The sequence below is a fragment of the Agromyces larvae genome (assembly GCF_022811705.1).
Taxonomy (GTDB): Bacteria; Actinomycetota; Actinomycetes; order Actinomycetales; family Microbacteriaceae; genus Agromyces; species Agromyces larvae.
In genome coordinates, this window is sequence record NZ_CP094528.1 from 1,684,400 (window position 1) to 1,707,160 (window position 22,761).

General features: G+C 71.6%; 22 protein-coding genes. 11 read left to right on the forward strand and 11 right to left on the reverse strand.

Annotation, left to right across the window (positions count from 1 at the left end; translation table 11 throughout):
- The first annotated feature begins 73 nt into the window (after positions 1-73).
- Positions 74-691: a 3'-5' exonuclease gene (locus MTO99_RS07990; RefSeq protein WP_243558275.1), complete on the forward strand. Its 618-nt coding sequence runs from the start codon at positions 74-76 to the stop codon at positions 689-691.
- 58 nt (positions 692-749) lie between these two features.
- On the forward strand, positions 750-2,276 hold the full coding sequence (locus tag MTO99_RS07995) for a DNA recombination protein RmuC (protein WP_243558276.1): 1,527 nt from the start codon (positions 750-752) through the stop codon (positions 2,274-2,276).
- Positions 2,277-2,324: 48 nt separating this feature from the next.
- Here MTO99_RS07995 and MTO99_RS08000 read toward each other — a convergent pair whose 3' ends face one another.
- The 5 genes from MTO99_RS08000 to MTO99_RS08020 form a co-directional block, all read right to left on the reverse strand.
- Positions 2,325-2,690 carry a hypothetical protein gene (locus MTO99_RS08000; RefSeq protein ID WP_243558277.1) on the reverse strand — a complete coding sequence of 122 codons (366 nt, stop codon included), beginning with the start codon at positions 2,688-2,690 and terminating at the stop codon, positions 2,325-2,327.
- An 11-nt stretch (positions 2,691-2,701) separates the two neighbouring features.
- Complete coding sequence (locus tag MTO99_RS08005; RefSeq protein WP_243558278.1) at positions 2,702-3,013, reverse strand: hypothetical protein; 312 nt, start codon at positions 3,011-3,013, stop codon at positions 2,702-2,704.
- A 61-nt stretch (positions 3,014-3,074) separates the two neighbouring features.
- Complete coding sequence (locus tag MTO99_RS08010) at positions 3,075-4,421, reverse strand: MFS transporter (protein ID WP_243558279.1); 1,347 nt, start codon at positions 4,419-4,421, stop codon at positions 3,075-3,077.
- Positions 4,422-4,467: 46 nt separating this feature from the next.
- Positions 4,468-5,478 (reverse strand): class II fructose-bisphosphatase, encoded by a 1,011-nt coding sequence (gene glpX, locus MTO99_RS08015; RefSeq protein ID WP_243558280.1) that lies wholly within the window; start codon positions 5,476-5,478, stop codon positions 4,468-4,470.
- Positions 5,479-5,599: 121 nt separating this feature from the next.
- Positions 5,600-6,577 carry a fructose-bisphosphatase class II gene (locus MTO99_RS08020; protein ID WP_243558281.1) on the reverse strand — a complete coding sequence of 326 codons (978 nt, stop codon included), beginning with the start codon at positions 6,575-6,577 and terminating at the stop codon, positions 5,600-5,602.
- Positions 6,578-6,804: 227 nt separating this feature from the next.
- Between MTO99_RS08020 and fbaA the strand changes: the two genes are divergently transcribed.
- Together fbaA and MTO99_RS08030 are read left to right on the forward strand one after the other, a co-directional pair.
- On the forward strand, positions 6,805-7,836 hold the full coding sequence (gene fbaA, locus MTO99_RS08025; RefSeq protein ID WP_243558282.1) for a class II fructose-bisphosphate aldolase: 1,032 nt from the start codon (positions 6,805-6,807) through the stop codon (positions 7,834-7,836).
- A gap of 8 nt (positions 7,837-7,844) precedes the next feature.
- Positions 7,845-8,474: a DUF6264 family protein gene (locus MTO99_RS08030; protein WP_243558283.1), complete on the forward strand. Its 630-nt coding sequence runs from the start codon at positions 7,845-7,847 to the stop codon at positions 8,472-8,474.
- 67 nt (positions 8,475-8,541) lie between these two features.
- Here MTO99_RS08030 and MTO99_RS08035 read toward each other — a convergent pair whose 3' ends face one another.
- From MTO99_RS08035 to MTO99_RS08050, 4 genes are all read right to left on the reverse strand, one after another.
- Positions 8,542-10,491 (reverse strand): ABC transporter ATP-binding protein, encoded by a 1,950-nt coding sequence (locus tag MTO99_RS08035; RefSeq protein WP_243559020.1) that lies wholly within the window; start codon positions 10,489-10,491, stop codon positions 8,542-8,544.
- A gap of 122 nt (positions 10,492-10,613) precedes the next feature.
- Positions 10,614-12,350, reverse strand: coding sequence for an ABC transporter ATP-binding protein (locus MTO99_RS08040; RefSeq protein WP_243558284.1), 1,737 nt, complete (start codon positions 12,348-12,350; stop codon positions 10,614-10,616).
- A 7-nt stretch (positions 12,351-12,357) separates the two neighbouring features.
- Positions 12,358-12,975 (reverse strand): TetR/AcrR family transcriptional regulator, encoded by a 618-nt coding sequence (locus tag MTO99_RS08045; RefSeq protein WP_243558285.1) that lies wholly within the window; start codon positions 12,973-12,975, stop codon positions 12,358-12,360.
- Positions 12,976-13,073: 98 nt separating this feature from the next.
- Positions 13,074-14,120: a 4-hydroxy-3-methylbut-2-enyl diphosphate reductase gene (locus tag MTO99_RS08050; RefSeq protein WP_243559022.1), complete on the reverse strand. Its 1,047-nt coding sequence runs from the start codon at positions 14,118-14,120 to the stop codon at positions 13,074-13,076.
- A gap of 86 nt (positions 14,121-14,206) precedes the next feature.
- Here MTO99_RS08050 and xseA point away from each other — a divergent pair, with 86 nt between their 5' ends.
- From xseA to MTO99_RS08075, 5 genes are all read left to right on the forward strand, one after another.
- Entirely contained in the window at positions 14,207-15,469 is a 1,263-nt protein-coding gene (xseA, locus tag MTO99_RS08055) for an exodeoxyribonuclease VII large subunit (RefSeq protein ID WP_243558286.1), read from the forward strand.
- Position 15,470: 1 nt separating this feature from the next.
- Positions 15,471-15,716: an exodeoxyribonuclease VII small subunit gene (locus MTO99_RS08060; protein ID WP_243558287.1), complete on the forward strand. Its 246-nt coding sequence runs from the start codon at positions 15,471-15,473 to the stop codon at positions 15,714-15,716.
- A complete protein-coding gene (locus MTO99_RS08065) occupies positions 15,716-16,354 on the forward strand; it encodes a DUF4245 domain-containing protein (protein WP_243558288.1) in 639 nt (212 codons plus the stop codon). The genes MTO99_RS08060 and MTO99_RS08065 overlap by 1 nt, the downstream gene beginning before the upstream one ends.
- 118 nt (positions 16,355-16,472) lie before the next feature.
- Complete coding sequence (locus tag MTO99_RS08070; RefSeq protein ID WP_243559024.1) at positions 16,473-17,075, forward strand: carbonic anhydrase; 603 nt, start codon at positions 16,473-16,475, stop codon at positions 17,073-17,075.
- 86 nt (positions 17,076-17,161) lie between these two features.
- On the forward strand, positions 17,162-18,577 hold the full coding sequence (locus tag MTO99_RS08075) for a class II fumarate hydratase (RefSeq protein ID WP_256461039.1): 1,416 nt from the start codon (positions 17,162-17,164) through the stop codon (positions 18,575-18,577).
- A gap of 71 nt (positions 18,578-18,648) precedes the next feature.
- Here MTO99_RS08075 and MTO99_RS08080 read toward each other — a convergent pair whose 3' ends face one another.
- Complete coding sequence (locus MTO99_RS08080) at positions 18,649-20,022, reverse strand: FAD-binding oxidoreductase (protein ID WP_243558289.1); 1,374 nt, start codon at positions 20,020-20,022, stop codon at positions 18,649-18,651.
- A gap of 91 nt (positions 20,023-20,113) precedes the next feature.
- Here MTO99_RS08080 and MTO99_RS08085 point away from each other — a divergent pair, with 91 nt between their 5' ends.
- Together MTO99_RS08085 and MTO99_RS08090 are read left to right on the forward strand one after the other, a co-directional pair.
- Positions 20,114-20,572, forward strand: a complete 459-nt coding sequence (locus tag MTO99_RS08085) for a MarR family winged helix-turn-helix transcriptional regulator (RefSeq protein WP_243558290.1) — start codon at positions 20,114-20,116, stop codon at positions 20,570-20,572.
- A 9-nt stretch (positions 20,573-20,581) separates the two neighbouring features.
- Entirely contained in the window at positions 20,582-21,211 is a 630-nt protein-coding gene (locus MTO99_RS08090; protein WP_243558291.1) for an MSMEG_1061 family FMN-dependent PPOX-type flavoprotein, read from the forward strand.
- Positions 21,212-21,298: 87 nt separating this feature from the next.
- Here MTO99_RS08090 and phoH2 read toward each other — a convergent pair whose 3' ends face one another.
- Positions 21,299-22,582, reverse strand: a complete 1,284-nt coding sequence (phoH2, locus tag MTO99_RS08095; protein WP_243559028.1) for an RNA 5'-3' helicase PhoH2 — start codon at positions 22,580-22,582, stop codon at positions 21,299-21,301.
- Positions 22,583-22,761: the final 179 nt, after the last annotated feature.

Consider the following 22,761-nt stretch of genomic DNA (forward strand, 5'->3'; position numbering starts at 1 on the left):
AGGGAGCCCCCGCCATTCCACGCCCACGGCGAGGCATCCGTCAACCGTCGGCGGTGCATGCGAGGATGCCGCCGTGCCTGTGGACTTCACCGCGATCGATTTCGAGACCGCCAACTCGTCGGGGGCGTCCGCGTGCTCGGTCGGGCTGGTGAAGGTGCGTGAGGGTCGCGAAGTCGACCGCGCGTACTGGCTGTTGAAGCCGCCGTTCCCGCACGACGAGTTCAACGAGTGGAACGTGCGCATCCACGGCATCACGCCCGGCATGGTCGCCGGTGCGGCGTCGTTCGCCGACCGCCTGCCCGAGTTCCGGGCGTTCGCCGGCGACGATTGGCTCGTCGCGCACAACGCCGGGTTCGACATGGGCGTGATCGCGAAGACGTGCGAGGCGTGGGGCGCCGAGGTGCCGAATCACCCGTACCTCTGCAGCCTGCAGGTGGCGCGGCGCACCTACCGTCTCGACTCCTATCGGCTGCCGTCCGCTGCGATGGCGGCCGGGTTCGAAGATTTCTCGCACCACAACGCCCTCGACGACGCCGCGGCCTGCGCTGCGATCGTCGTGCACGCAGCGACGCGGCACGGAGCCGACGACCTGGCGGCGCTCGCGCGCGTGACGGGGGTGCGCACCGGGGCGATCGGTTCGGTCGCCGTGCGCGAGCGCGCGGCGTCGCACGGGCCCATGGCGCTCGGGTAACCGGCGCCGCTCGGCGGGCCCACCACCCGATGTCGGTGGGCACTGCGACACTCGAGGCATGGAGATCCTGCTGCTCATCATCGGTCTGGTCGTCGGCGGCGCGCTCGGCGCGCTGACCGTCTGGTTCGTCGGGGCGCGGCGCAGTGCGGCCGGTGTCGCCGGTGCCGTCGAAGACCCCGCGCTCGTCGAGGCGCGACACCAGCAGGCGCTGCTGCAGCAGCGTGCCGAGGCCGACGCCGCGATGGCGCGCTTCGCCGCCGAGCAGCAGCAGGTGCAGGCCGACCTGCGCGCACAACTCGCCGCACGCGAGACGGCGGTGGCGTCCCTCGGCGAGCAGCTCGCGCGACAGGAGGCGATCCATCGCGAGTTCACCGAGCAGCAGCGCATCGAACAGCAGGAGCGAGCCGAGCGCGACCGGCGCGAACTGGCCGACCGCGCCGAGCGCGAGCGACGTGAGCTCGCCGAGCGCGCCGAACAGGAGCGTGAGCGCTCGACGGTGCTCGAAGCGCTGAAGCCGGTGCGTGACACGCTCCAGTCGATGCAGCAGAAGGTCTCCGAACTCGAGCAGCAGCGCAGCGCCCAGTACGGGTCGCTCGCCGAGCAGCTCAAGCAGGCGCAGCAGAACGACGAGCAGCTGCGTCAGACCACCGAGTCCCTCGCGAGCGCCCTGCGGTCCAACAGCACCCGCGGCGTGTGGGGCGAGACCCAGCTGCGCCGCGTCGTCGAGGCCGCGGGCCTGCTCAACCACGTCGACTTCAGCGAGCAGACGCAGGTCTCGACCGACGCGGGCCGCGGTCGCCCCGACATGGTCGTGCACCTGCCGGGCGGCAAGTACATCCCGCTCGACTCGAAGGTGCCGCTGGGCGACTACCTCGAGGCGTCGGCCATCCCCGAGACCGCGACCGGTGATGAGGGCGCGCGACGCAAGGCGCTCGTCGACCGCCACGTGAAGGCGATGCGCTCCCACATCGACGCGCTCGGCAAGAAGGGGTACTGGACGGGCCTCGAGAGCCCCGAGTTCGTGATCGCCTTCATCCCGAACGAGTCGCTGCTGTCGGCCGCCCTCGAGGCCGACCCCCTGCTGCTGAACCACGCGTTCGAGCGGCGGGTGGCGCTCGCGTCGCCGGTGAACCTGTTCGCCGTGCTGAAGACGATCGACTACGCCTGGCAGCAGCAGGCGGTCTCCGACGAGGCGAAGAAGCTGTTCGACCTCGGCAACACGCTGTACCAGCGCATCGGGGTGCTCGCCGGCCACGCCGACGGGCTGCGCAAGGCGATCGAACGCACCGTCGACAGCTACAACAAGTTCGCGAGCTCGCTCGAGTCGCGGGTGCTCGTGACGGCACGGCAGTTCCCGGGCATCAACGAGCAGAAGCTCGAGCTGGTGGCTGAACCGCAGGTGATCCACGAGCAGCCGCGGCGGCTCGCCTCCCCCGAGCTGACCGACGCACTGGGCGATGGGCCCGGCGCTGCCGACACCGGCGAGATCGATCTCGTCGCCGACCCCGAGGTCCTTCCCATCGACGACGATGCGTTCGACGGCGCCGACCTCGATCCCGAGATCCGCTCGACCACCGAGGGCTGAGCGCACCGCTGCCGAGGCGTCGGTCGGCTGGGCGGTGCCGTCGAGGCGTCAGCCGGTCAGGTGGCGCCGCAGCACGTCGAGGTCGACCTTCCGCCGCATGACGCGCAGCGGGCGAGCGACCACGACGCCCTCCTCGACGCGGAGTTCGGCCGGGCCGACCGCACCGAGTCGCGCCGGCGCATCCGCGAACCGAAGCCGCCCGACGTCGCCGACGCCATCGACGCCGCCGCTCCCGCCCGCCGCTTCGCGCAGCACCCGTTCGCGGGCGGCTGCGCCGCCCGGCGCCGACAGGTCGTCGTCGATGCCGACGAACGTGTGCCCGTGCACGGCCCGACCCGTCTTCGGGTCGTAGAGCACGCTCACCTGCTGCCGCGTCGTCTCGTCGCGATCACTGCTCGCGGTCTCGTCGATCATGATCTGCTCCCTCACCAGAAGTTGCGCGAGACCCGACCCCGCGCGTACGAGTTCATGACGAACATGCGCGCGCTGACGCTGGTGACGCCGTCGCGAGCGACCACGGGCGGGCCGTCGTCTCCGAAGTTCTCGACACCGCTCTTGCTCACGATCTGCGAGATCCCGAACCGCGCGAACGTGCCGTCGTCGTCGTCGATGCTGTTCACCGACGTGAGTGCGACCTCCACCACGGTGCGCCCGGGATGGGTGACCTGGAAGGTCCACGTGTGCGTGTAGACGCCGCTGCTCGACGCCCACGGCGAGTTGAGTGATTGCCCCTTCATGCGACGGGTCTACGCGTGTGCCGCGTACCCCGGATCAGGGCCCGCCCTGACCAGGCGTGCGTCAGCCCCGCTGCCGTTCGTCGGCGGGCGGCTCGAACCCGGCAGCGGCCTCGGCGCCGGTCACGATCGACGCGTCGGGATGCCCGTCGAGCGGATGCGCCAATTCGTCTCGCCCGAGCCGTGCCACGGCGAGCGTCGCGAGTGCGAGCAGCGGCGACACGAGTCCGGCGAACAGGAACGCCGCGGCGAGCCCGACCGCTTCGCCGATCGGCCCGGCGATCGCCATCGACACCGGCATCAGCGCGAGCGAGACGAAGAAGTCGAGGCTGGACACCCGGCCCAGCATCGCGGGCGGGACCCGCCGCTGCAGCAGCGTGCCCCACAGCACCTGCGCCCAGTCGAACAGCAAGCCGACGACGAACAGCGCCACGACCATCACCCAGAGCCACGAGGTGTACCCGATGATGGCGAGCGGCAGGCAGCCGAACCCCCACGCGAGGATCATCAGCGTGAGGTAGCGGCGCGGGATGCGCATGGATGCGGCGGTGAGCGATCCGACCGCACCGCCGCACCCGAACGCGGCGAGCGCGAGCGCGAACGCGCCAGCCCCGCCGCCCGTCTGGTCTTTCACGGCGAACGGCAGCAGCACCTCGATCGGCCCCATGATGACGAGCACCAGCACGATCGAGAAGACGAGGGTCGCGAGCAGCCACCGGGTGGAGATGAGGTACGCGAACCCGTCGCGCAGGTCGATGAACACCTGTCGCACGGGGTGCGAGTCGATCGCGTCGAGGTCGCGGCGCACGGGCGTCGTGCGCATCGCGGCGAGCACCGTGACGGCCGCCGCCTGCAGCACGCCGACGATCGCGAACGCGAGCCACGGCCCCTGCACGGCGATGAGCGCGCTCGCGAGCGCGGGGCCGGCCGCCTGCATGACGGCGGGCCGCAGCACCCCTTCGATGCCGTTCGCGGCGAGGAGCTGCTCGGCGGGCAGGATCGACGGCAGCCATGCCGAGTACGCCGGGTAGAAGAACCCGTCGGCCACGCCGAGCACGAACGAGAGCGCCGCGAGGTGCCACACCTCGATGACGCCGATCGCGGCGAGCACCGCCGCGGCGGTGAACGCCGCACCGCGCAGCACCTCGACGGCGATGAGGATGCGACGCTGCGGGATGCGGTCGGCGGCGACCCCGCCGAACAGCACGGCGATGACGAGCCCGAGGCTGGAGCCGACCGCGACGAGCGAGAGGTCGACGGGCGTGCCGCCGAGCTCGACGACCTGCCAGACCGCGGCGACGAGCCAGGCGCCGGCGGACAGCAGCGATGCGGCGAGCGCACCGACGAGCAGTCGGTACTGCCCGAGCCGGAACGGCCGGAGGGCGCGCGGCACGCGGTCGCGGCGGGTCATCCGTTCATTGTTCCCGAACCCGCCGACCCGCGCCCGCCCGATCGGGTCAGCGATCCTCGGGATCGAGCCACTTCTCGACGAGGTGTTCGGCCTCGATGCGCCGCAGGGTGCCCGACTTCGAGCGCAGCACGACCGACTCGGTTCGGATGATCGGCCCCTCGCGTTTCACCCCGTTCACGAGCGCGCCGTCGGTGACACCGGTCGCGACGAAGAAGGTGTTGTCGCCGCGCACCATGTCCTCGATGGAGAGCACCGCGTCGATGTCGAGGCCGGCGGCGATGCCGCGCTCGCGTTCGGCGTCGTCCTTGGGGGCGAGCCGGCCCTGCATGAACCCGCCGAGCGCCTTCACCGCGCACGCCGTTGTGATGCCCTCGGGGCTGCCGCCGACGCCGACGCACATGTCGATGCGGGTGCCGCGGCGGGCGGCGTTGATGCCGCCGGCGACGTCGCCGTCGAGGATCAGCCGGGTGCCGGCGCCGGCGGCGCGGATGTCGGCGATGAGCTGCTCGTGCCGCGGTCGGTCGAGCACCGCGACCCGCATCTCGTCCACGTCCTTGCCGAGCGCCGCAGCGTACGCGCGGATGTTGTCGCCGATCGGCCGCTCGATGTCGATCACGCCGTAGCCCTCGGGGCCGGTCACGATCTTGTCCATGTAGAACACGCTCGACGCGTCGAGCATGGTGCCCCGGTCGCTCACGGCGAGCACCGACAGCGCGTGCGAGCGCCCGGCGGCGGTGAGCGAGGTGCCGTCGATGGGGTCGACGGCGATGTCGCACGACGGCCCGCGGCCCGACCCGACGCGTTCGCCGTTGAACAGCATCGGCGCTTCGTCCTTCTCGCCCTCGCCGATGACGATCACCCCGTCGAAGTCGACGGTCGCGAGGAATGCGCGCATCGCGTCGACGGCGGCCTTGTCGGCGGCGTTCTTGTCGCCCTTGCCGATCCACGGCACGGCCCGGATGGCCGCAGCCTCGGTGGCGCGCACGAGTTCGAGAGCGAGGTTGCGGTCGGGGTGGTGGAACAGGGCGGCCGGTTCCTCGGCCTGGTCGGTGCGCATCGGCGGGCTCCTCCATGGGTCGGATGCTTCGAGCCTAACGAGCGGGTGTTCGGAATCGCCGGGGTTGACGGTGAACGGCGGTGAAAGATCCGCGATTCTTTCGGCCTGGGCAAGGGGCCGGTCAGGATGCTCCGAACCCGTCGGGCACGACCCTCCGGTCGATCCGCATCGCATGACCGGATGCCACGACCCACGACTCGACGGCGACGCCCACGTCCACCGGCCCGGCCCCGGTCAACCGCACCGCACCGCCCAGGTCGACCCCGGTGACCGCCGACAGCACGCACAACGCGGGCCCGCTGCACAGCCCGTCGAGCGTCAGCACCCGATCGAGGCCGACACCTGCGTCGAGGACCCGGCGCCGCTCGGCGTCGAACTGCGGCGCGGGTCGGGCCTGCATGGCGCCGCCGAGGGCGCGCACCGCCGCCGAGACCAGCACGCCCTCGGGCGCTCCCCCGATGCCGACGAGCACATCCAGGTCGGTGCCGCGCTGCGCCGCCCGCAGACTGCGTTCGACGTCGCCGTGCTCGAACGGCACGACCTCGGCGCCGGCCGCACGCGCCGCCGCCGCGTACCCCGAGTTGCGGGGCCGGTCCTGCACGGCGACGCGCACGCTTCCGGCGGGGACGCCGCGCTCGCGGGCGATCGCCGCGATCAGCTCGCCGAGCGGTCGGTCGAGAGCGGCGGCCGGATGCCACGACACGAGCTTCTCGAGGTAGTGCGCCGGCCCGAGGTCGCAGAACGCACCGCGCGGGGCGATCGACGCGACCGCCATCGCGCCGGGCCGGCCCGCGGCGGCGAGCCGGGTGCCGTCGACCGGGTCGACCGCAAGGTCGATCGCCGGCCCCGCACCCGTGCCGAACCGTTCGCCCAGCGCCAACATGGGCGCCTCGTCCTTCTCGCCCTCGCCGATGACGACCCGGCCGTCGCACGGGGCATCCGTCAGCGCTGAGCGCATGGCCGCGACCGCCGCCCCGTCGACCGCGTCCCCGTCGCCCGAGCCGACCAGCGGCAGCGCCGCGGCCGCCGCGGCCGTGGTCGCGCGCAGCAGCGCCTCGACGAGGGCCGGGTCATCCATCACGCCGCCGGAAGCACTCACCGCTCCATCCTGCCCTCCGCGTGCAACCCGCCCAAGCCCGCTGAGCCCGCCCAAGCCCGCTGAGCCCGTCGAAGCGAACCCACCCACTCCCTTCGACAAGCTCAGGGAGCGCTCGCTGAGCCCGTCGAAGCGAGCCCACCCCCACTCCCTTCGACACGCTCAGGGGCCTGCGCTCGCAACCTCGGTAGACTCGTGCCGAATCCCACCCGATGCCAGAAGGAGCCTCCATGCCCATCGCCACTCCCGAGCAGTACGCCGAGATGCTCGACACCGCGAAGGCGAAGGGCTTCGCGTTCCCGGCGTTCAACGTCTCGAGCTCGCAGACGCTGAACGCGGTGCTGCAGGGCCTCACCGAGGCCGGCTCCGACGGCATCATCCAGGTCACGACCGGCGGCGCCGACTACTTCGCCGGGCACACCGTGAAGGCCCGCGCGACCGGTGCGCTCGCGTTCGCGAAGTTCGCGCACGAGGTGGCGAAGTCGTACCCGATCACGGTCGCGCTGCACACCGACCACTGCCCGAAGCCGGCGCTGGCCGACTTCGTGTTCCCGCTGCTCGAGGCATCCGAAGAGGCCGTGAAGGCCGGCGGCAACCCGATCTTCCAGTCGCACATGTGGGACGGTTCGGCAGTTCCGCTCACCGAGAACCTCGAGATCGCGAAGGAGATCCTGCCGCGCATGAAGGCGATCCACGCGATTCTCGAGGTCGAGATCGGCGTCGTCGGCGGCGAGGAAGACGGCGTGAAGCACGAGGGTTCGAACGAGGCGCTGTACACGACCCTCGAGGACGCGATCTCGACGGTCGAGGCGCTCGGCCTCGGCGAGCAGGGCCGCTACATGGCCGCCCTCACGTTCGGCAACGTGCACGGCGTCTACGCACCCGGCAACGTCAAGCTGCGCCCGGCGCTGCTGAAGGAGATCCAGGACGGCCTGGCCGCGAAGTACGGCACCGGCCCGAAGCCGCTCGACCTCGTCTTCCACGGCGGCTCGGGCTCGACCGATGCCGAGATCGCCGAGGCGGTTGCGAACGGCGTGGTGAAGATGAACATCGACACCGACACCCAGTACGCGTTCACGCGCTCGATCGCGGGCTACATGTTCGGCAACTACGACGGCGTGCTGAAGGTCGACGGCGGCGTCGGCAACAAGAAGCAGTACGACCCGCGCGCCTGGGGCAAGGTCGCCGAGACCGCGATGGCGGCCCGCGTGGGCGAGTCGACGCGCCAGCTCGGTTCGGCCGGCCAGTCGATCACCGCGTAGGGGCACGGATGCCACAGGACGAGGCCGCACGCACGCCCGACTCTCCCGCGCCGGGCGGTACGACGCCGCCCGCGCCCGAGCCGGTCGACGAGCGGCCTCGTCCGCAGTTCGGCGAGTACGCGCCGCCCGGGTGGACGTGGACTCCGCCCGAGGAGACCCGGCACGAGGCAGCGGCTCCTGCTGCCGCGGCGCCCGCGGTGTCAGGTGCGGCCACGGCCGCGGCGCCTACTGCCGCCGGTGCGCGCTCCGCGCACCCCACCGACCGTGCCTGGACCATCGCCCTGCTCGCGTTCGGCGTGCTCGGCGTGATCTACAACAGCCTGTCGCTCGCGATCCTGCCCGACAGCGTCGTGCGTTCGGCCGAGTTGTCGGCCGCCATGCTCGGCATGGACGCGCCCACCTCGTTCACGCCTGGTCCCGCCGTGCCGGTGTTCATCGCGGTCGGCATCGCTCTGCAGATCGCCCTCTGGGCCGGCGCCCTGCTCTGGTCGCGCGCCCGCATGCGCGCGGGCCTGCTCGCCTGGTGGGTGCCGCTCGTCGCCGGCGTGGTCGCGTTCATCGTGGTTACGGTCATCGGCGTCTTCGTTTTCGCCAGCGACCCGGTGTTCTTCTCCGAACTGACGACGCCGCGGCAGTAGCGCGCCCCGCGGCGCAACCAGTACTTTGGAGAAGCTGTGCAGATCTCCGAAGTTGCGGCGGTCGGGGTCAGCCGGCCGCGCTCGGCACCGTCGGCGCCGCCTCCTCGTCCTCGATCGGGGCGGCGAACTGCGCCTCGTACAGCCGCGCGTACGCGCCGTGCGCCTCGAGCAGTTCGGCGTGGGTGCCCTGCTCGACGATGGTGCCGTGCTCCATCACGATGATGAGGTCGGCGTCGCGGATCGTCGAGAGCCGGTGCGCGATGACGAACGACGTGCGGTCGGCACGCAGCGCGGTCATCGCCTGCTGCAGCAGCAGCTCGGTACGGGTGTCGACCGACGACGTCGCCTCGTCGAGGATGAGCACCGACGGGTCGGCGAGGAAGGCGCGCGCGATGGTGATGAGCTGCTTCTCACCGGCCGAGAGGTTGGACGCCTCGTCGTCGAGCACAGTGTCGTACCCGTCGGGCAGGGTGCGCACGAACCGGTCCACGTAGGTGGCGCGGGCCGCGGCGAGCAGCTCCTCGTCCGTGGCATCCGGCCGCCCGTAGCGGATGTTGTCGCGGATCGAGCCCGCGAACAGCCAGGTGTCCTGCAGCACCATGCCCATCCGCGAGCGCAGCGCGTCGCGCGTCATGTGGGTGGTGTCGACGCCGTCGAGCGTGATGCGCCCGCCGTCGAGCTCGTAGAACCGCATGATGAGGTTCACGAGCGTGGTCTTGCCGGCGCCGGTCGGCCCGACGATCGCGATCGACTGCCCGGGCTCGGCGACCAGCGAGAGGTGCTCGATCAACGGCTTCTCGGGGTCGTAGCTGAACGAGACGTCCTCGAATTCGAGGCGGCCCGTCGCCGCGGCGGGCCGCTCGGGCTCTGCGGGGTCGGGCACCTCCTCGTCGGCGTCGAGCAGCTCGAACACGCGCTCGGCGCTCGCGACGCCCGACTGCAGCAGGTTCGCCATCGAGCCGAGCTGGCTGAGCGGCTGCGTGAACTGCCGGGAGTACTGGATGAACGCCTGCACGTCGCCGAGGGAGATCGCTCCGCCGGCGACCATGAGCCCGCCGACGACGGCGATCGCCACGTAGACGAGGTTCCCGACGAACATCATCGCGGGCATGATGATGCCGCTCACGAACTGGGCGCCGAAGCTCGCGTTGTAGAGTTCCCCGTTCTCGACGTCGAACCGCTCGCCGACCTCCTTGCGCCGCCCGAACACCCGCACCAGCGAGTGGCCCGAGTACGACTCCTCGACCTGCGCGTTCAGCGTGCCGGTGCGCGCCCACTGCGCGACGAACAGCTTCTGCGACCGCTTGGCGATGACCGTGGTGATGATGATCGTGAGCGGGATGGTGACGAGGGCGATGAGCGCGAGCACCGGCGAGATGACGAACATCATGACGAGCACGCCGACGACGGTCAGGAGCGACGTGAGCAGCTGGCTCATCGTCTGCTGCAGGGTCTGCGAGATGTTGTCGATGTCGTTCGTGACCCGGGAGAGCAGTTCGCCGCGCTGCATCGTGTCGAAGTACGACAGCGGCAGTCGGTGCAGTTTCGTCTCGACGTCTTCGCGCAGGCGGTAGACGGTGCGCTGGGTGACGCCGTTCAGCACGTACCCCTGCGCCCAGCCGAACAGGGCTGCGACGATGTACAGCCCGAGCACCCATGCGAGCACGGTGCCGACGGCGGCGAAGTCGATGCCCTGGCCGGGGTGCAGGTTCATCGCCTGGACCATGTCGGCCTGCTGGTCGTTGCCCTGTGCGCGCAGGCCGTCGACGACCTGCTGCTTGGTGGCGCCTTCGGGCAGCTGCGCCGAGATGAACCCTTCGAAGATGAGGTTGGTCGCCTGGCCGAGGATCTTCGGCCCCAGCACCGAGAGCACGACGCTGATGACGCCGAGCAGGATGACCCATACGATCGCCGCGCGCTCGGGCACGAGCCGGCCGACGAGGCGCTTCGCGCTGGGCCCGAAGTTCTTCGATTTCTCGGCCGGCATGCCCATGCCGCCCATCGGGCCGCCGCCCATCGGGCCGCGGCGCGCGGGCGGGCGGGTCGCGGTGGCCGGCTGCGCCCCGGTCGCGCCGGTGGACGGGCCGGATGCTCCGCCCTGCTGCTGCCCGGATGCTCCGCCCGGGTTCTGCTGCTCGCTCACGCGGCCGCCTCCTCTGCGCTCAGCTGGCTCTCGACGATCTCGGCGTACGCGGCCGAGGTGGCGATGAGCTCGTCGTGGGTTCCGCGGGCGGTGATGCGACCGTCCTCGACGAGGAGGATCTGGTCGGCGTCGACGATGGTCGCGACCCGCTGGGCGACGACGAGCCGTGCCGCGTCGGCGACCTCGCGGGACAGCGCCGCGCGCAGCCTCGCGTCGGTCGCGGTGTCGAGCGCCGAGAACGAGTCGTCGAACAGGTAGATCGGCGGGCGTTTCACGAGGGCCCTCGCGATCGAGAGCCGCTGTCGCTGCCCGCCCGACACGTTGGTGCCGCCCTGTGCGATGGGTGCTTCGAGGTCGCCCGGCATGGCGGCGACGAAGTCGCGGCCCTGGGCGATCTCGAGCGCCCGCCACAGCTCGTCGTCCGTGGCATCCGGGTCGCCGTATCGCAGCGTCGAGCCGACCGTGCCGGCGAACAGGTACGGCTTCTGCGGCACGAGCGCGAGCTGAGAGTTCAGCACCTCGGGGTCGAGCTCGCGCACGTCGACCCCGCCGACGAGCACGCTGCCCGACGTGGCGTCGAAGAGCCGTGCGGCGAGGTTCACGATGGTCGTCTTGCCGGCGCCGGTGGAGCCGATGATCGCGGTCGTCTGGCCGGGGTGCACGGTGAAGCTGAGGTCGTGCAGCACCGGCGCCTCGGCTCCGGGGTACGAGAACGTGACGTCGCGGAACTCGATCGTGCCGGGCTCGGGCAGCTCGGTCAGGCCGCCGACCGGCTCGACGACGCTGGGGGCCGTCGCGAGCACCTCGCCGATGCGGCCGGCCGACACCGCGGCCCGCGGCAGCAGGAACGCGAGCATCGTCGACATCATCACGGCCATCAGGATCTGGATGAGGTAGCTGAGGAACGCGGTGAGCGCGCCGATCTGCATCTCGCCCGCGTCGATGCGGAACGCGCCGAACCAGAGCACGGCGACGCTCGACGCGTTGAGCACGAGCATCACGATCGGGAACACGAGGGCGAACAGCCGCCCGGCCTTCAGCGCGGTGTCGGTGAGCGCCTCGTTCGCCTCGTCGAACCGCTCGGTCTCGACGCCCTCGCGTACGAACGCGCGCACGACCCGGATGCCGGTGAGCTGCTCGCGCAGCACCCGGTTCACGTTGTCGATCTTGCGCTGCATGCTGCGGAACAGCGGCACGAGCCGGCTGATCACGAGGCCGACCGCGATGAGCAGCACGGGCACGGCGACGACCATGATCCACGAGAGCACCACGTCTTCGCGCAGGGCCATCACGACGCCGAAGATCGCGATGATGGGCGCCGAGACGAGCATGGTGCAGCTCATCAGCACGAGCATCTGCACCTGCTGCACGTCATTGGTGGTGCGGGTGATGAGGCTCGGCGCGCCGAACCGCGAGACCTCCTGTTCGCTGAAGTCGCCGACCTGCCGGAAGACCGCGCGGCGCACGTCGCGCCCGAACGCCATCGCCACGCGCGCCCCGAACCAGACCGCGGCGATCGAGGCGGCGACCTGCAGCAGGGTGACGCCGAGCATCACGGCGCCGATCGACATGATGACGCCGGTGTCGCCCTTGGCGACGCCGTCGTCGATGATGTCGGCGTTCAGGCTCGGCAGGAACAGCGAGGCGACCGCTTGGGCGCCTTGGAAGACGAGCACGCCGACGAGCAGCGGCCAGTACGGCCGGAGGTACCGGCGCAGCAGTTTCAGAAGCATGATGGCGTCACCTCTCGGATGCGGGTTCGGATGCTGCGGCGGAGTCGGCATCGCCGGACGCGATGCCGTGCACGACGAGCGAGGCGAGTTCGGCGGTGTCGAGCCCGGTCCAGCCGCCGAAGTGCGGCATGGCCGACGAGAACGCGATCAGGCGCAGGAGGCCGAGCACCTTCGCGGGCGGCACTCGCAGCCGCTCGAGGTCGGGTTCGAGCAGCCGCTCGACGATGCCGATGATCACGCCTGCGTCGGCTGCCACCGGCGGGCGGGCCCGCATGCCGAGCGAGGAGAACACGCCGAAGATGCCGCTGAACCGGTCTTGCAGGCGCGCCAGCACGAGCTCGACCTTGAGTTCGAGCGGCAGCGCGGGGTCGATGCGCCGGATGGCGTCGCGGAACGGCTCGGGATCGAGGAACGCCTCGACGGCGGCGTCGATGATGGCCTCCTTGTCGGGGAAGACCCGGAACAGCGTGCCCTCGGCGACCCCGGATGCCTCGGCGATCTGCCGGGTCGTGACGTCTCTGCCGTGCGCGACGAGCAGGGGCACGGTGGCCTGCGCGATCGCGGCGCGGCGCTCTTCGACGGGCAGGGGCCGTGCCCGTGGCATCCGTTCGGCGGCGGCGTTCACGAGTGGCGATGCTACGCCTGAGTGAGCGCTCACTCCAACGTGTTCGCTCTGGGCGAACTACCCGGCAGCACGTCGCAGACTCCGGGCCGGGCCGGGGCTCAGGCCGTGGTGGCCGCCCGGCTGCGCCCGCCGAGCGCGCGCGCATCGCGGTTGCCCGCGAGGTCGCGGCGCAACTCCTTCGGCAGCGAGAACATCAGGTCTTCCTCGGCCGTCTTCACCTCGGCGACGTCGGCGTAGCCCGCATCGGCGAGCTCGATCAGCACCTCTTGCACGAGGCCTTCGGGCACGGATGCCCCGCTCGTCACGCCGATCGTCGACACCCCGTCGAGCCACTCCTGGCGGATCTCGGTCGAGTAGTCGACCCGGTAGGCCGCCTTCGCCCCGTTCTCGAGGGCGACCTCGACGAGCCGCACGCTGTTCGACGAGTTCGCCGACCCCACCACGATGACCAGCTCGGCCTCCTGCGCGACCTTCTTGATCGCGACCTGGCGGTTCTGCGTGGCGTAGCAGATGTCGTCGCTGGGCGGATCCTGCAGGGCCGGGAACCGCTCGCGCAGCCGCCGCACCGTCTCCATCGTCTCGTCGACGCTCAGCGTCGTCTGCGAGAGCCAGACCACCTTCTCGGGGTCGCGCACCTCGATGTTCGGCACATCGTCGGGGCTGTTCACGAGCGTCACGTGATCGGGCGCCTCGCCGGCCGTGCCCTCGACCTCTTCGTGCCCCTCGTGACCGATGAGCAGGATCTCGAAGTCGTCGCGCGCGAACCGCACCGCCTCGCGGTGCACCTTGGTGACGAGCGGGCAGGTCGCGTCGATCGCGTGCAGGCCGCGGTCGGCGGCCGCGTGCACGACCGCGGGCGAGACGCCGTGCGCGCTGAACACGACGTGGGCGCCCTCGGGCACCGCGTCGACCTCGTCGACGAACACCGCGCCCTGCTGCTCGAGCTCGGCGACGACGTGCTTGTTGTGCACGATCTCCTTGCGCACGTACACCGGCGAGCCGTAGTGCTCGAGGGCCTTCTCGACCGCGATCACGGCGCGGTCGACGCCCGCGCAGTACCCGCGGGGGGCCGCGAGCAGCACCCGCTTGGGTCGGGGGGTCGGGTTATCCTTGAGCCGGCCGCGCACGCTCGGGATCCTCGGCATGCCGAGGCCGATCCGCGGGGCATCCGTCGTGCTCGTCACGATGCCCATCCTACGCGGCGCACCCCGACGGGCGGCTGGGAGCGGGCATGGCCGACGGCGCCAACACGCGTGAGACGCCGTGGTCGGTGGCGACCGTCTCGACCAAGATCAAAGAGTGGATCGACCGGCTCGGCATGATCTGGGTCGAGGGCGAGATCACCCAGTGGGGCGGCTCGAACGGCAACACCTACGGCAAGCTCAAAGACTGCGACGCCGACGTGACCGTCTCGTTCACGATGTGGTCGTCGGTGCGCGCGAAGCTGCCCGAGCAGTTCGCGCAGGGCGACCGCGTGATCGCGCTCATGAAGCCGAACTGGTGGGTGAAGGGCGGCACCCTCTCGATGCAGGTCTACGACCTGCGCCACGTGGGCCTCGGCGACCTGCTCGAACGCATCGAACGGCTGCGCCGGCAGCTCGCCGCCGAGGGGCTGTTCGCGCCCGACCGCAAGCGGCGGCTGCCGTTCCTGCCCGCGGTCGTCGGGCTCGTCACCGCGCGCGACTCCGACGCCGAGCACGACGTGCGCCGCAACGCGACACTGCGCTGGCCCGCGGTGGAGTTCCGTGCCGCCTACGCGTCGGTGCAGGGCGATCGCGCGGTACCCGAGGTGGTCGCGGCGATCCAGCGGCTCGACGCCGACCCCGAGGTCGAGGTCATCGTCGTCGCCCGCGGCGGCGGCGACTTCCAGAACCTGCTCGCCTTCAGCGACGAGCGCGTCGTGCGCGCGGCCGCGGCGGCGACCACGCCCATCGTCAGCGCGATCGGCCACGAGGCGGATCGGCCGCTGCTCGACGAGGTCGCCGACCTGCGCGCCTCCACCCCCACGGATGCCGCGAAGCGCGTCGTCCCCGACGTCGGCGAAGAACTCGCCCGCGTCGAGCAGGTGCGCGCGCGACTCGGCATGCGCATGACGTCGCTGCTCACCCGCGAGATCGACCGCATCGGCCACCTGCGGGCACGACCCGTCCTGGCCGACGGTCGCTGGATCATCGACCGCCGCGCCGAAGAGCTCACCCGCTGGGTCGCCCGCGGCAGCGAGCTCGCCGACCGGGTCGTCGAACGGCAGGCGTCGCGGGTGGCCGAGCTCCGCGGGCATCTGCGCGCGCTCTCGCCGCAGGCGACGCTCGACCGCGGGTACGCCATCGTGCAGGGCCCCGACGGGCACGTCGTGCGCGCGGCCGCGCAGGCGCCCGCGGGCACCGCGCTCACCGTCACCCTCGCCGAGGGCGCGCTGTCCGCCGAGTCGCGGGGCGCCGCACCGCACCCGGCCGAGCCGGCGCAGCCCGCCGAGCCCGCGACTCCCGCCGAATAGAATGGCAGCCATGCCCTCCCTCCCCGACGTCTCCGAGCTGAGCTACGAGCAGGCGCGCGACGAACTCGTGCAGGTCGTCGCCGAGCTCGAGCAGGGGTCGGCGACCCTCGAGCAGTCGCTCGCCCTGTGGGAGCGCGGCGAGGCCCTCGCCGCCCGCTGCGAGGAGTGGCTCCTCGGCGCCAAGGCCCGACTCGACCGGGCGCGTGCGGCCCGCACCGCCGGCACCGACTCGGCCGAGGCATCCTGATGGCCGCGCAGCGCGCGCCGCGCGTCGTTGCCGAGCTCGGCCGCCCCGAGACGCCCGAAGAGACCGCGGCCCGCAAGGCCGCGAACTCGAAGAAGCACCGGCAGAACCAGACCACCCTGAACCTCGTCTTCGCGCTCATCGCGAGCCTCGTCGTGGTGCTCGTCATCGTGCTGCTCGTGCCGCGCAGCGACACGCCCATCGAGCGCGACGTCGACGTGTCCGCGATCGCCGAGCAGGCGCAGGTCGGCGCCTCGGCGCCGCTCGTCGTGCCCGAACTGCCCGACGGCTGGCGCCCGAACGCCGCCGAGATCCGCACCGGATCCGACGACATCACCGCCTGGTACGTCGGCCTGCTCACCCCGGGCGATGAGTACCTCGGCGTGTACCAGGGCTTCGACGCGAACGACACCTGGGTCGCCTCGCTGCTCGCCCGCACCCTCGCGACCGGCGTCGTCGAGATCGACGGCGTCGAGTGGACGGTGTACGACAACCGCGAGTCTGGCGACGACGTCGGCAATGCGCGGTACGGTCTCGTGACGACCTCGAACGACACGACGTTCGTGCTGCTGGGCACGGCGTCGCCCGAGGAGTTCGCCACGTTCGCCACCGCGATCACCCCCACCATCCAGGCGCAGTAGCCGCACGTCCTGCGCCGCGAGAGGAGTCACCGTGACCGAGGCTGTCGACGCGCACCAGCCCTCCCCGTCGTCCCCGCGTCCGGCGTCGTCCGAGACCCCGGCCGAGGCGTGGCGCGCGCTGCGCCGCGGCAACGAGCGGTTCATCGCGGGCACGCCCGAGCACCCCCGCCAGGACGTCGAGCGGCGCACGTCGCTGGCGAACACGCAGACCCCGCGGGTCGCGATCTTCGGGTGCAGCGACTCGCGCCTGTCCGCCGAGATCATCTTCGACGTCGGCCTGGGCGACGCGTTCGTGGTGCGCAACGCTGGCCAGGTCGCCACCGATTCGGCGCTCGCCTCGCTCGAGTACGCGGTCGGCATCCTCAACGTGCCGCTCATCCTCGTGCTCGGGCACGACGCCTGCGGTGCGGTGCGCGCTGCGATCGACTCGCAGGCGGCCGATGCCGCTCCCCTGCCGAAGCACATCGGCGACCTCGTCTCGAGCATCGTGCCCGCCGTGCGCAAGGTCGCCGGCGTCGACGACGACGAGCCGGTCGTGCCCGGCGACGTCGATGCGGGGTACGTCGGCCGCGAGCACCTGCGCAACACCGTGCAGGAGCTCATCGAGCGCAGCGAGATGATCAGCGACGCGATCGCAGCGGGTACGCTGGCTGTGGTCGGCGCGAACTACCGCCTCGTCGAGGGCCGTGCCGAGACCGACGTCGTCGTCGGCCGCATCTGAGTCTTCATCTCCGCCGCACCTCGGTCGAGGCATCCGGCCCTCGCCCGCCGAGCGCCGACGCAGCGAATCACAGCGAAGGGAACACCGTGGCCGACAACGCCGCCGACTACCGCATCGAACACGACACGATGGGCGAGGTGCGGGTGCCCGCATCGGCCCTGTACCGCGCGCAGACCCAGCGCGCCGTCGAGAACTTCCCGATCTCAGGCAAGGGCCTCGAGCCCGCGCAGATCGCGGCGCTCGCGCGCATCAAGAAGGCCGCCGCGCAAGCCAACTCGCAGCTGGGCGTGCTCGACGGCGACATCGCCGACGCGATCGTGGCCGCCGCCGACGAGGTCATCGCCGGCCGTCACGGGTTCGTCGAGCACTTCCCGGTCGACACCTACCAGACCGGCTCGGGCACGTCGTCGAACATGAACATGAACGAGGTGCTCGCCACCGTCGCGACGCAGAAGCTCGGCCGCGACGTGCACCCGAACGACCACGTCAACGCGTCGCAGTCGTCCAACGACGTGTTCCCGACCTCGGTGCACATCGCCGTGACGGCCGCGCTCATCGACGACCTCATCCCCGCGCTCGACCACCTCGCCGTCGCCCTCGAGGCGAAGGCCGAGGCGTGGTCCGAGGTCGTGAAGTCGGGCCGCACCCACCTGATGGACGCGACGCCCGTCACCCTCGGCCAGGAGTTCGGCGGCTACGCCCGCCAGATCCGCCTGGGCATCGAGCGCGTGCGCACCGCGCTCCCCCGCGTCGCCGAGGTGCCGCTCGGCGGCACCGCCGTCGGCACCGGCATCAACACCCCGGCCGGGTTCCCGCAGCTGGTCATCGAGCTGCTGCAGCGCGAGACCGAGCTGCCGATCACCGAGGCCGCCGACCACTTCGAGGCGCAGGCCAACCGCGACGGACTCGTCGATGCATCCGGGGCCCTGCGCACCATCGCGGTGAGCCTCACCAAGATCTGCAACGACCTGCGCTGGATGGGCTCCGGCCCGAACACCGGCCTCGGCGAGATCTTCATCCCCGACCTGCAGCCCGGCTCGTCGATCATGCCCGGCAAGGTCAACCCGGTCGTGCCCGAGGCGGTGCTGATGGTGGCCGCGCGCGTCATCGGCAACGATGCAACCGTCGCGTGGGGCGGGGCATCCGGCTCGTTCGAGCTGAACGTGCAGATCCCCGTGATGGGCACCGCGCTGCTCGAGTCGATCCGCCTGCTGTCGAACGCGACGCGCGTCCTGGCCGACAAGACGATCGACGGCCTCGAGGCGAACCTCGACCGGCTCACCGCGCTGGCCGGCATGTCGCCGTCGATCGTGACGCCGCTCAACAAGCTCATCGGCTACGAGGCTGCGGCGAAGATCGCCAAGCACTCGGTCAAGCAGGGCATCACGGTGCGCGAGGCGGTCATCGACCTCGGCTACGTCGAGCGCGGCGAGCTGACCGAGGAGCAGCTCGACGGTGCGCTCGACCTGCTCTCGATGACGCGGCCGCCGCAGGCGAAGTAGGTCGTTCGACGACACCGGATGCCTCGTGCCGCACGTGTGCGGCACGAGGCATCCGTCGTCTCACGTGCGGCTCAGTCGCCGGCCGGCACGATGTTGTGGTTCGAGCGGAAGAGGTTGCCGGGGTCGTACCGTCGCTTCACCTCGGCGAGCCGCTGCAACGTCGCCGCGGGGTACGCGGCGACGGCGCCGTCGGGGTCGTCGCCGATGAAGTTGACGTACGACGCCCCGGCGATGCCGAGCCGGTCGGCGGTGCCGGCGACCCAGTCCCGCCCGTCGGGGCCGGCGGGGTCGGGCTGCATGCCGACGATCGTCGCCATGAGCGCTCGGTCGCGGTGCGCGAACGCCGTGGCGTCGGCGCCGATGCGCGCGATCGCGCCGCCCATCACGCGCACGTTGACGACCGCGGCCGGCGTCGGCGCCGCGGCGACCGCCTCGAGCGCGGTCGCCGCCCACTCGAGGTCGAGCTCGTCGCGGAACCCGGTGCGCGTCGTCGCGCGCAGTCCCTGCACTTCGGGCCCGGCGAACAGCTCGGGGTAGGACTGCGCCCGCACGAGGTCGGCGATCGCCGTGCCGGCGGCGCGGATCGGCGCGAGCACCGCGTCGGCGTCGTCGGGGTCGCCCGAGAAGCAGACGAGCGCGGCCACGATGGGCCGGCCGTGCACGTCGGCGGGCAGGAACGGCGCGGGCGGCGCCTTCATCGCGTTCACCATGATCGAGAGGGTGTCGGGCGCGTTCCGGCCCGCATCCACGACCGCCGCGAGCGTCGCGGGCGACGCCTCGAAGGCGATGAATCCGCCGACGACGGTCCCGACCGGCCGCAGCCGGAACTCGAACGACGTCACGACGCCGAAGTTGCCGCCGCCGCCGCGCACCGCCCAGAACAGGTCGTCGTGCTCGTCGGCGCTCGCACGCACCACGCTGCCGTCGGCGAGCACGAGCTCGGCGGCGAGCAGATTGTCGACGGTGAGCCCGTCGCGACGGCTGAGGTGGCCGATGCCGCCGCCCAGGGTGAGGCCCGCCACTCCGACGCTGCCGGTGTCGCCGAACCCGGTGGCGAGCCCGGCCGCTCCGGCTGCCGCGGTGTAGACCCCGGCCGTCACGCCGCCGCCCGCGCGCCCGATGCGGGCGGCGGCGTCGAGGTCTACCGTGTCGAGCAGCCTGGTGTCGAGCACGAGGCCGCCGGCGACGCTCGACCGGAGGTGGTAGCCGTGGCCGCCGCTGCGCACGGCGAACGGGATGCCGCTCTCGGCTGCGGCGCGCACGACCTCGGCGGTCTCGGCGGCGGTGCGCGGGCGTGCGATCAGGGCTGGGGTGCGGTCGCCGCCGGCGAACACGGTCGCAGCGAGCGTGCCGAGCTGCGGGTTCTCCGGGGTGATGAGGCGGTCGCCGAGGGCGGGCGCGAGGCGCTCGGCGAGGGATGGTGCGGTGGTGTCGAGGCGGGTCATCCGTCTGTTCCTTCCGTGTCGTCCGCACAACGTTAGACATCGAATGATTCGACATCAAATGTTTTTGCATCGAATGGTCTAGGCTCCCCGTATGAAGACCCGAGGCGCCCGACCGATCGGCATGTCGTTGTGGGAGACCACGCACGTGGTGCACCGCGAGTTCGAGCGCATGCTCGCCGCGCACGGCCTCAACCGCGCCACCTGGTTCATCCTCCTCACCCTCGACGAAGCCGTGCACCCCACCCAGCGCGACGTCGCCCGCGCGGTCGGCATCAGCGACGCGACGCTCACCCACCACGTGCGCAACCTCGAGGACGGCGGGCTCGTGCACCGCACCCGCGACCCCGACGACCGCCGGGTGCAGTGCATCGAACTGACCGACGAGGGCCGTGCCGCGTTCGCCCGCATCCACGACGACGCGATGGCCTTCGACCGCCGGATGCGCGCCGTCCTCGGACCCGAGACCACCGCCGCGCTCCTCGGCGCCCTCGACACGCTCACCACCGAATTCACGCGCCCCGGCGACAGCACCCCCATCCCCCGGGCGTAGGTTGGAGGCATGGGTCACGGAGGCATCCCGGTCACGTCCGCAACCGAGCTCGAAGCACTGATCGGCGAACCGTTGCCCGCGGTGCGCAACAAGACCCGCCATCGGCTGCACGAGATCCACCGGCAGTGGCTCGAGGCATCCCCGCTGTGCTTCGTCGCGACCGCCGACGCCGAGGGCAACGCGGATGTCTCGCCCAAGGGCGACCCCGACGGGCGACTGACCCACGTGCTCGACGACACGACGATCGCGCTCGCCGAGCGGCCCGGCAACCGGCGCGCCGACGGGTTCCACAACCTGCTCGAGAACCACCACATCGGGCTGGTGTTCGTGATCCCCGGTCGCGGCGACACGCTGCGCATCAACGGCCGCGCCCGCGTGCTGCGCGACGCGCCCTACGCCGACCGGTTCGAGGTGCGCGGCCACGTGCCCCACCTCGTCGTCGAAGTCGCCGTCGACGAGGTGTTCTTCCACTGCTCGAAGGCGTTCCTGCGCTCGAAGACGTGGGAGCCCGACACCTGGACCCCCGACGCCGCACCTCGCCGCGCCGTCATCGCGAAGACCCTCGAACGCCCCGACGACGACCTCGCCGCACTCGACGCCTACTACGGCCCGTCGTACGACGCCAAGCTCTACGGCTGAGCGCCGACCGGCGTCGCCGCGACCGGCACGTCATGCAGCCATGACGGCCGGGCCGGACCGGCGCAGCGCACCGGCCCGGCCGCGCCCCTACGCCAACTCCGCCCCGTCGAGCAGTTCGCTCACCAGCGCCGCGATCGCGCTGCGCTCGCTGCGGGTGAGCGTGATGTGCGCGAACAGCGCATGCCCCTTCAGCGTCTCGATGACGGATGCCACACCGTCGTGCCGCCCCACCCGCAGGTTGTCGCGCTGCGCCACATCGTGGGTGAGCACGACCCGCGAGTTCTGCCCGATACGGCTGAGCACGGTGAGCAGCACGTTGCGCTCGAGCGACTGGGCTTCGTCCACGATCACGAACGCATCGTGCAGCGACCGGCCGCGGATGTGCGTGAGCGGCAGCACCTCGAGGATGCCCCGGTCGACGACCTCGTCGAGCACGTTGTCGCTGACCACCGAGCCGAGGGTGTCGAACACGGCCTGCGCCCACGGGTTCATCTTCTCGCCCTGGTCGCCGGGCAGATACCCGAGCTCCTGACCGCCGACGGCGTAGAGCGGGCGGAACACCATGATCTTCTTGTGCTGGCGCCGCTCGAGCACGGCCTCGAGGCCGGCGCACAGGGCGAGCGCCGACTTGCCGGTGCCGGCCCGGCCGCCCAGGGACAGGATGCCGATCTCGGGGTCGAGCAGCAGGTCGATCGCGAGCCGCTGCTCGGCCGACCGACCGTGCAGCCCGAACACGTCGCGGTCGCCGCGCACCAGCCGCACCTCGCGTTCGCCCGTGACGCGCGCGAGCGCCGACCCGCGGTCGGAGTGGATCACCAGCCCGGTGTTCACCGGCAGCTCGCCGAGCGCGCGCCGGTCGACCTCGAGCGTCTCGTGCTCGTACAGCTTGGCCATGTCGTTGGATCCGAGGTCGATCTCGGCCATGCCCGTCCACCCGCTGTCGATCGCGAGTTCGGCACGGTACTCCTCGGCGTCGACGCCGATCGCGGCCGCCTTCACCCGCAGCGGCAGGTCTTTCGACACGATCGTCACCGGCACGCCGTCGTTCTGCAGGTTGGCGGCGCACGCGAGGATGCGCGAGTCGTTGTCGCCGAGCTGCAACCCGCTCGGCAGCACCGACGGATTCGAGTGGTTGAGCTCGACCCGCAGCGACCCGCCGTCGTCGCCGACGGGGATCGGGAAGTCGAGCCGCTCGTGCGTCACCCGCAGCTCGTCGAGGATCCGCAGCGCCGCACGGGCGAAGTAGCCGATCTCGGGGTCGTTGCGCTTGGCCTCGAGTTCGGTGATCACCACCACGGGCAGCACGACCGGATGCTCCGCGAAGCGGAACAGCGCCCGGGGATCGGACAGGAGCACGGAGGTGTCGAGCACATAGGTGCGTTCGGTCTGTTCGACGACGGCATCGGATGCCTCGGAGACGACGACGCGGGGCTGCGCTGCTGCGCGCCCCGCGTTCCGACCGACGGCCTTCGACGACTCGAGTGAGGTCACAGTCGCTCCTGACCCCGAGCGGATTCCGCTCGGCTCTCGCGCCCGGTCGGACCTCTGTT

Coding starts and splice junctions, on each gene's coding strand:
- MTO99_RS07995 (WP_243558276.1), top strand. CDS start 750: ATGGAGATCCTGCTGCTCATCATCGGTCTGGTCGTCGGCGGCGCGCTC.
- MTO99_RS08000 (WP_243558277.1), bottom strand. CDS start 2,690: ATGATCGACGAGACCGCGAGCAGTGATCGCGACGAGACGACGCGGCAG.
- MTO99_RS08005 (WP_243558278.1), bottom strand. CDS start 3,013: ATGAAGGGGCAATCACTCAACTCGCCGTGGGCGTCGAGCAGCGGCGTC.
- MTO99_RS08010 (WP_243558279.1), bottom strand. CDS start 4,421: ATGACCCGCCGCGACCGCGTGCCGCGCGCCCTCCGGCCGTTCCGGCTC.
- glpX (WP_243558280.1), bottom strand. CDS start 5,478: ATGCGCACCGACCAGGCCGAGGAACCGGCCGCCCTGTTCCACCACCCC.
- fbaA (WP_243558282.1), top strand. CDS start 6,805: ATGCCCATCGCCACTCCCGAGCAGTACGCCGAGATGCTCGACACCGCG.
- MTO99_RS08030 (WP_243558283.1), top strand. CDS start 7,845: ATGCCACAGGACGAGGCCGCACGCACGCCCGACTCTCCCGCGCCGGGC.
- MTO99_RS08035 (WP_243559020.1), bottom strand. CDS start 10,491: ATGGGCGGCGGCCCGATGGGCGGCATGGGCATGCCGGCCGAGAAATCG.
- MTO99_RS08040 (WP_243558284.1), bottom strand. CDS start 12,350: ATGCTTCTGAAACTGCTGCGCCGGTACCTCCGGCCGTACTGGCCGCTG.
- MTO99_RS08050 (WP_243559022.1), bottom strand. CDS start 14,120: ATGCCGAGGATCCCGAGCGTGCGCGGCCGGCTCAAGGATAACCCGACC.
- xseA (WP_243558286.1), top strand. CDS start 14,207: ATGGCCGACGGCGCCAACACGCGTGAGACGCCGTGGTCGGTGGCGACC.
- MTO99_RS08060 (WP_243558287.1), top strand. CDS start 15,471: ATGGCAGCCATGCCCTCCCTCCCCGACGTCTCCGAGCTGAGCTACGAG.
- MTO99_RS08065 (WP_243558288.1), top strand. CDS start 15,716: ATGGCCGCGCAGCGCGCGCCGCGCGTCGTTGCCGAGCTCGGCCGCCCC.
- MTO99_RS08080 (WP_243558289.1), bottom strand. CDS start 20,022: ATGACCCGCCTCGACACCACCGCACCATCCCTCGCCGAGCGCCTCGCG.
- MTO99_RS08085 (WP_243558290.1), top strand. CDS start 20,114: ATGAAGACCCGAGGCGCCCGACCGATCGGCATGTCGTTGTGGGAGACC.
- MTO99_RS08090 (WP_243558291.1), top strand. CDS start 20,582: ATGGGTCACGGAGGCATCCCGGTCACGTCCGCAACCGAGCTCGAAGCA.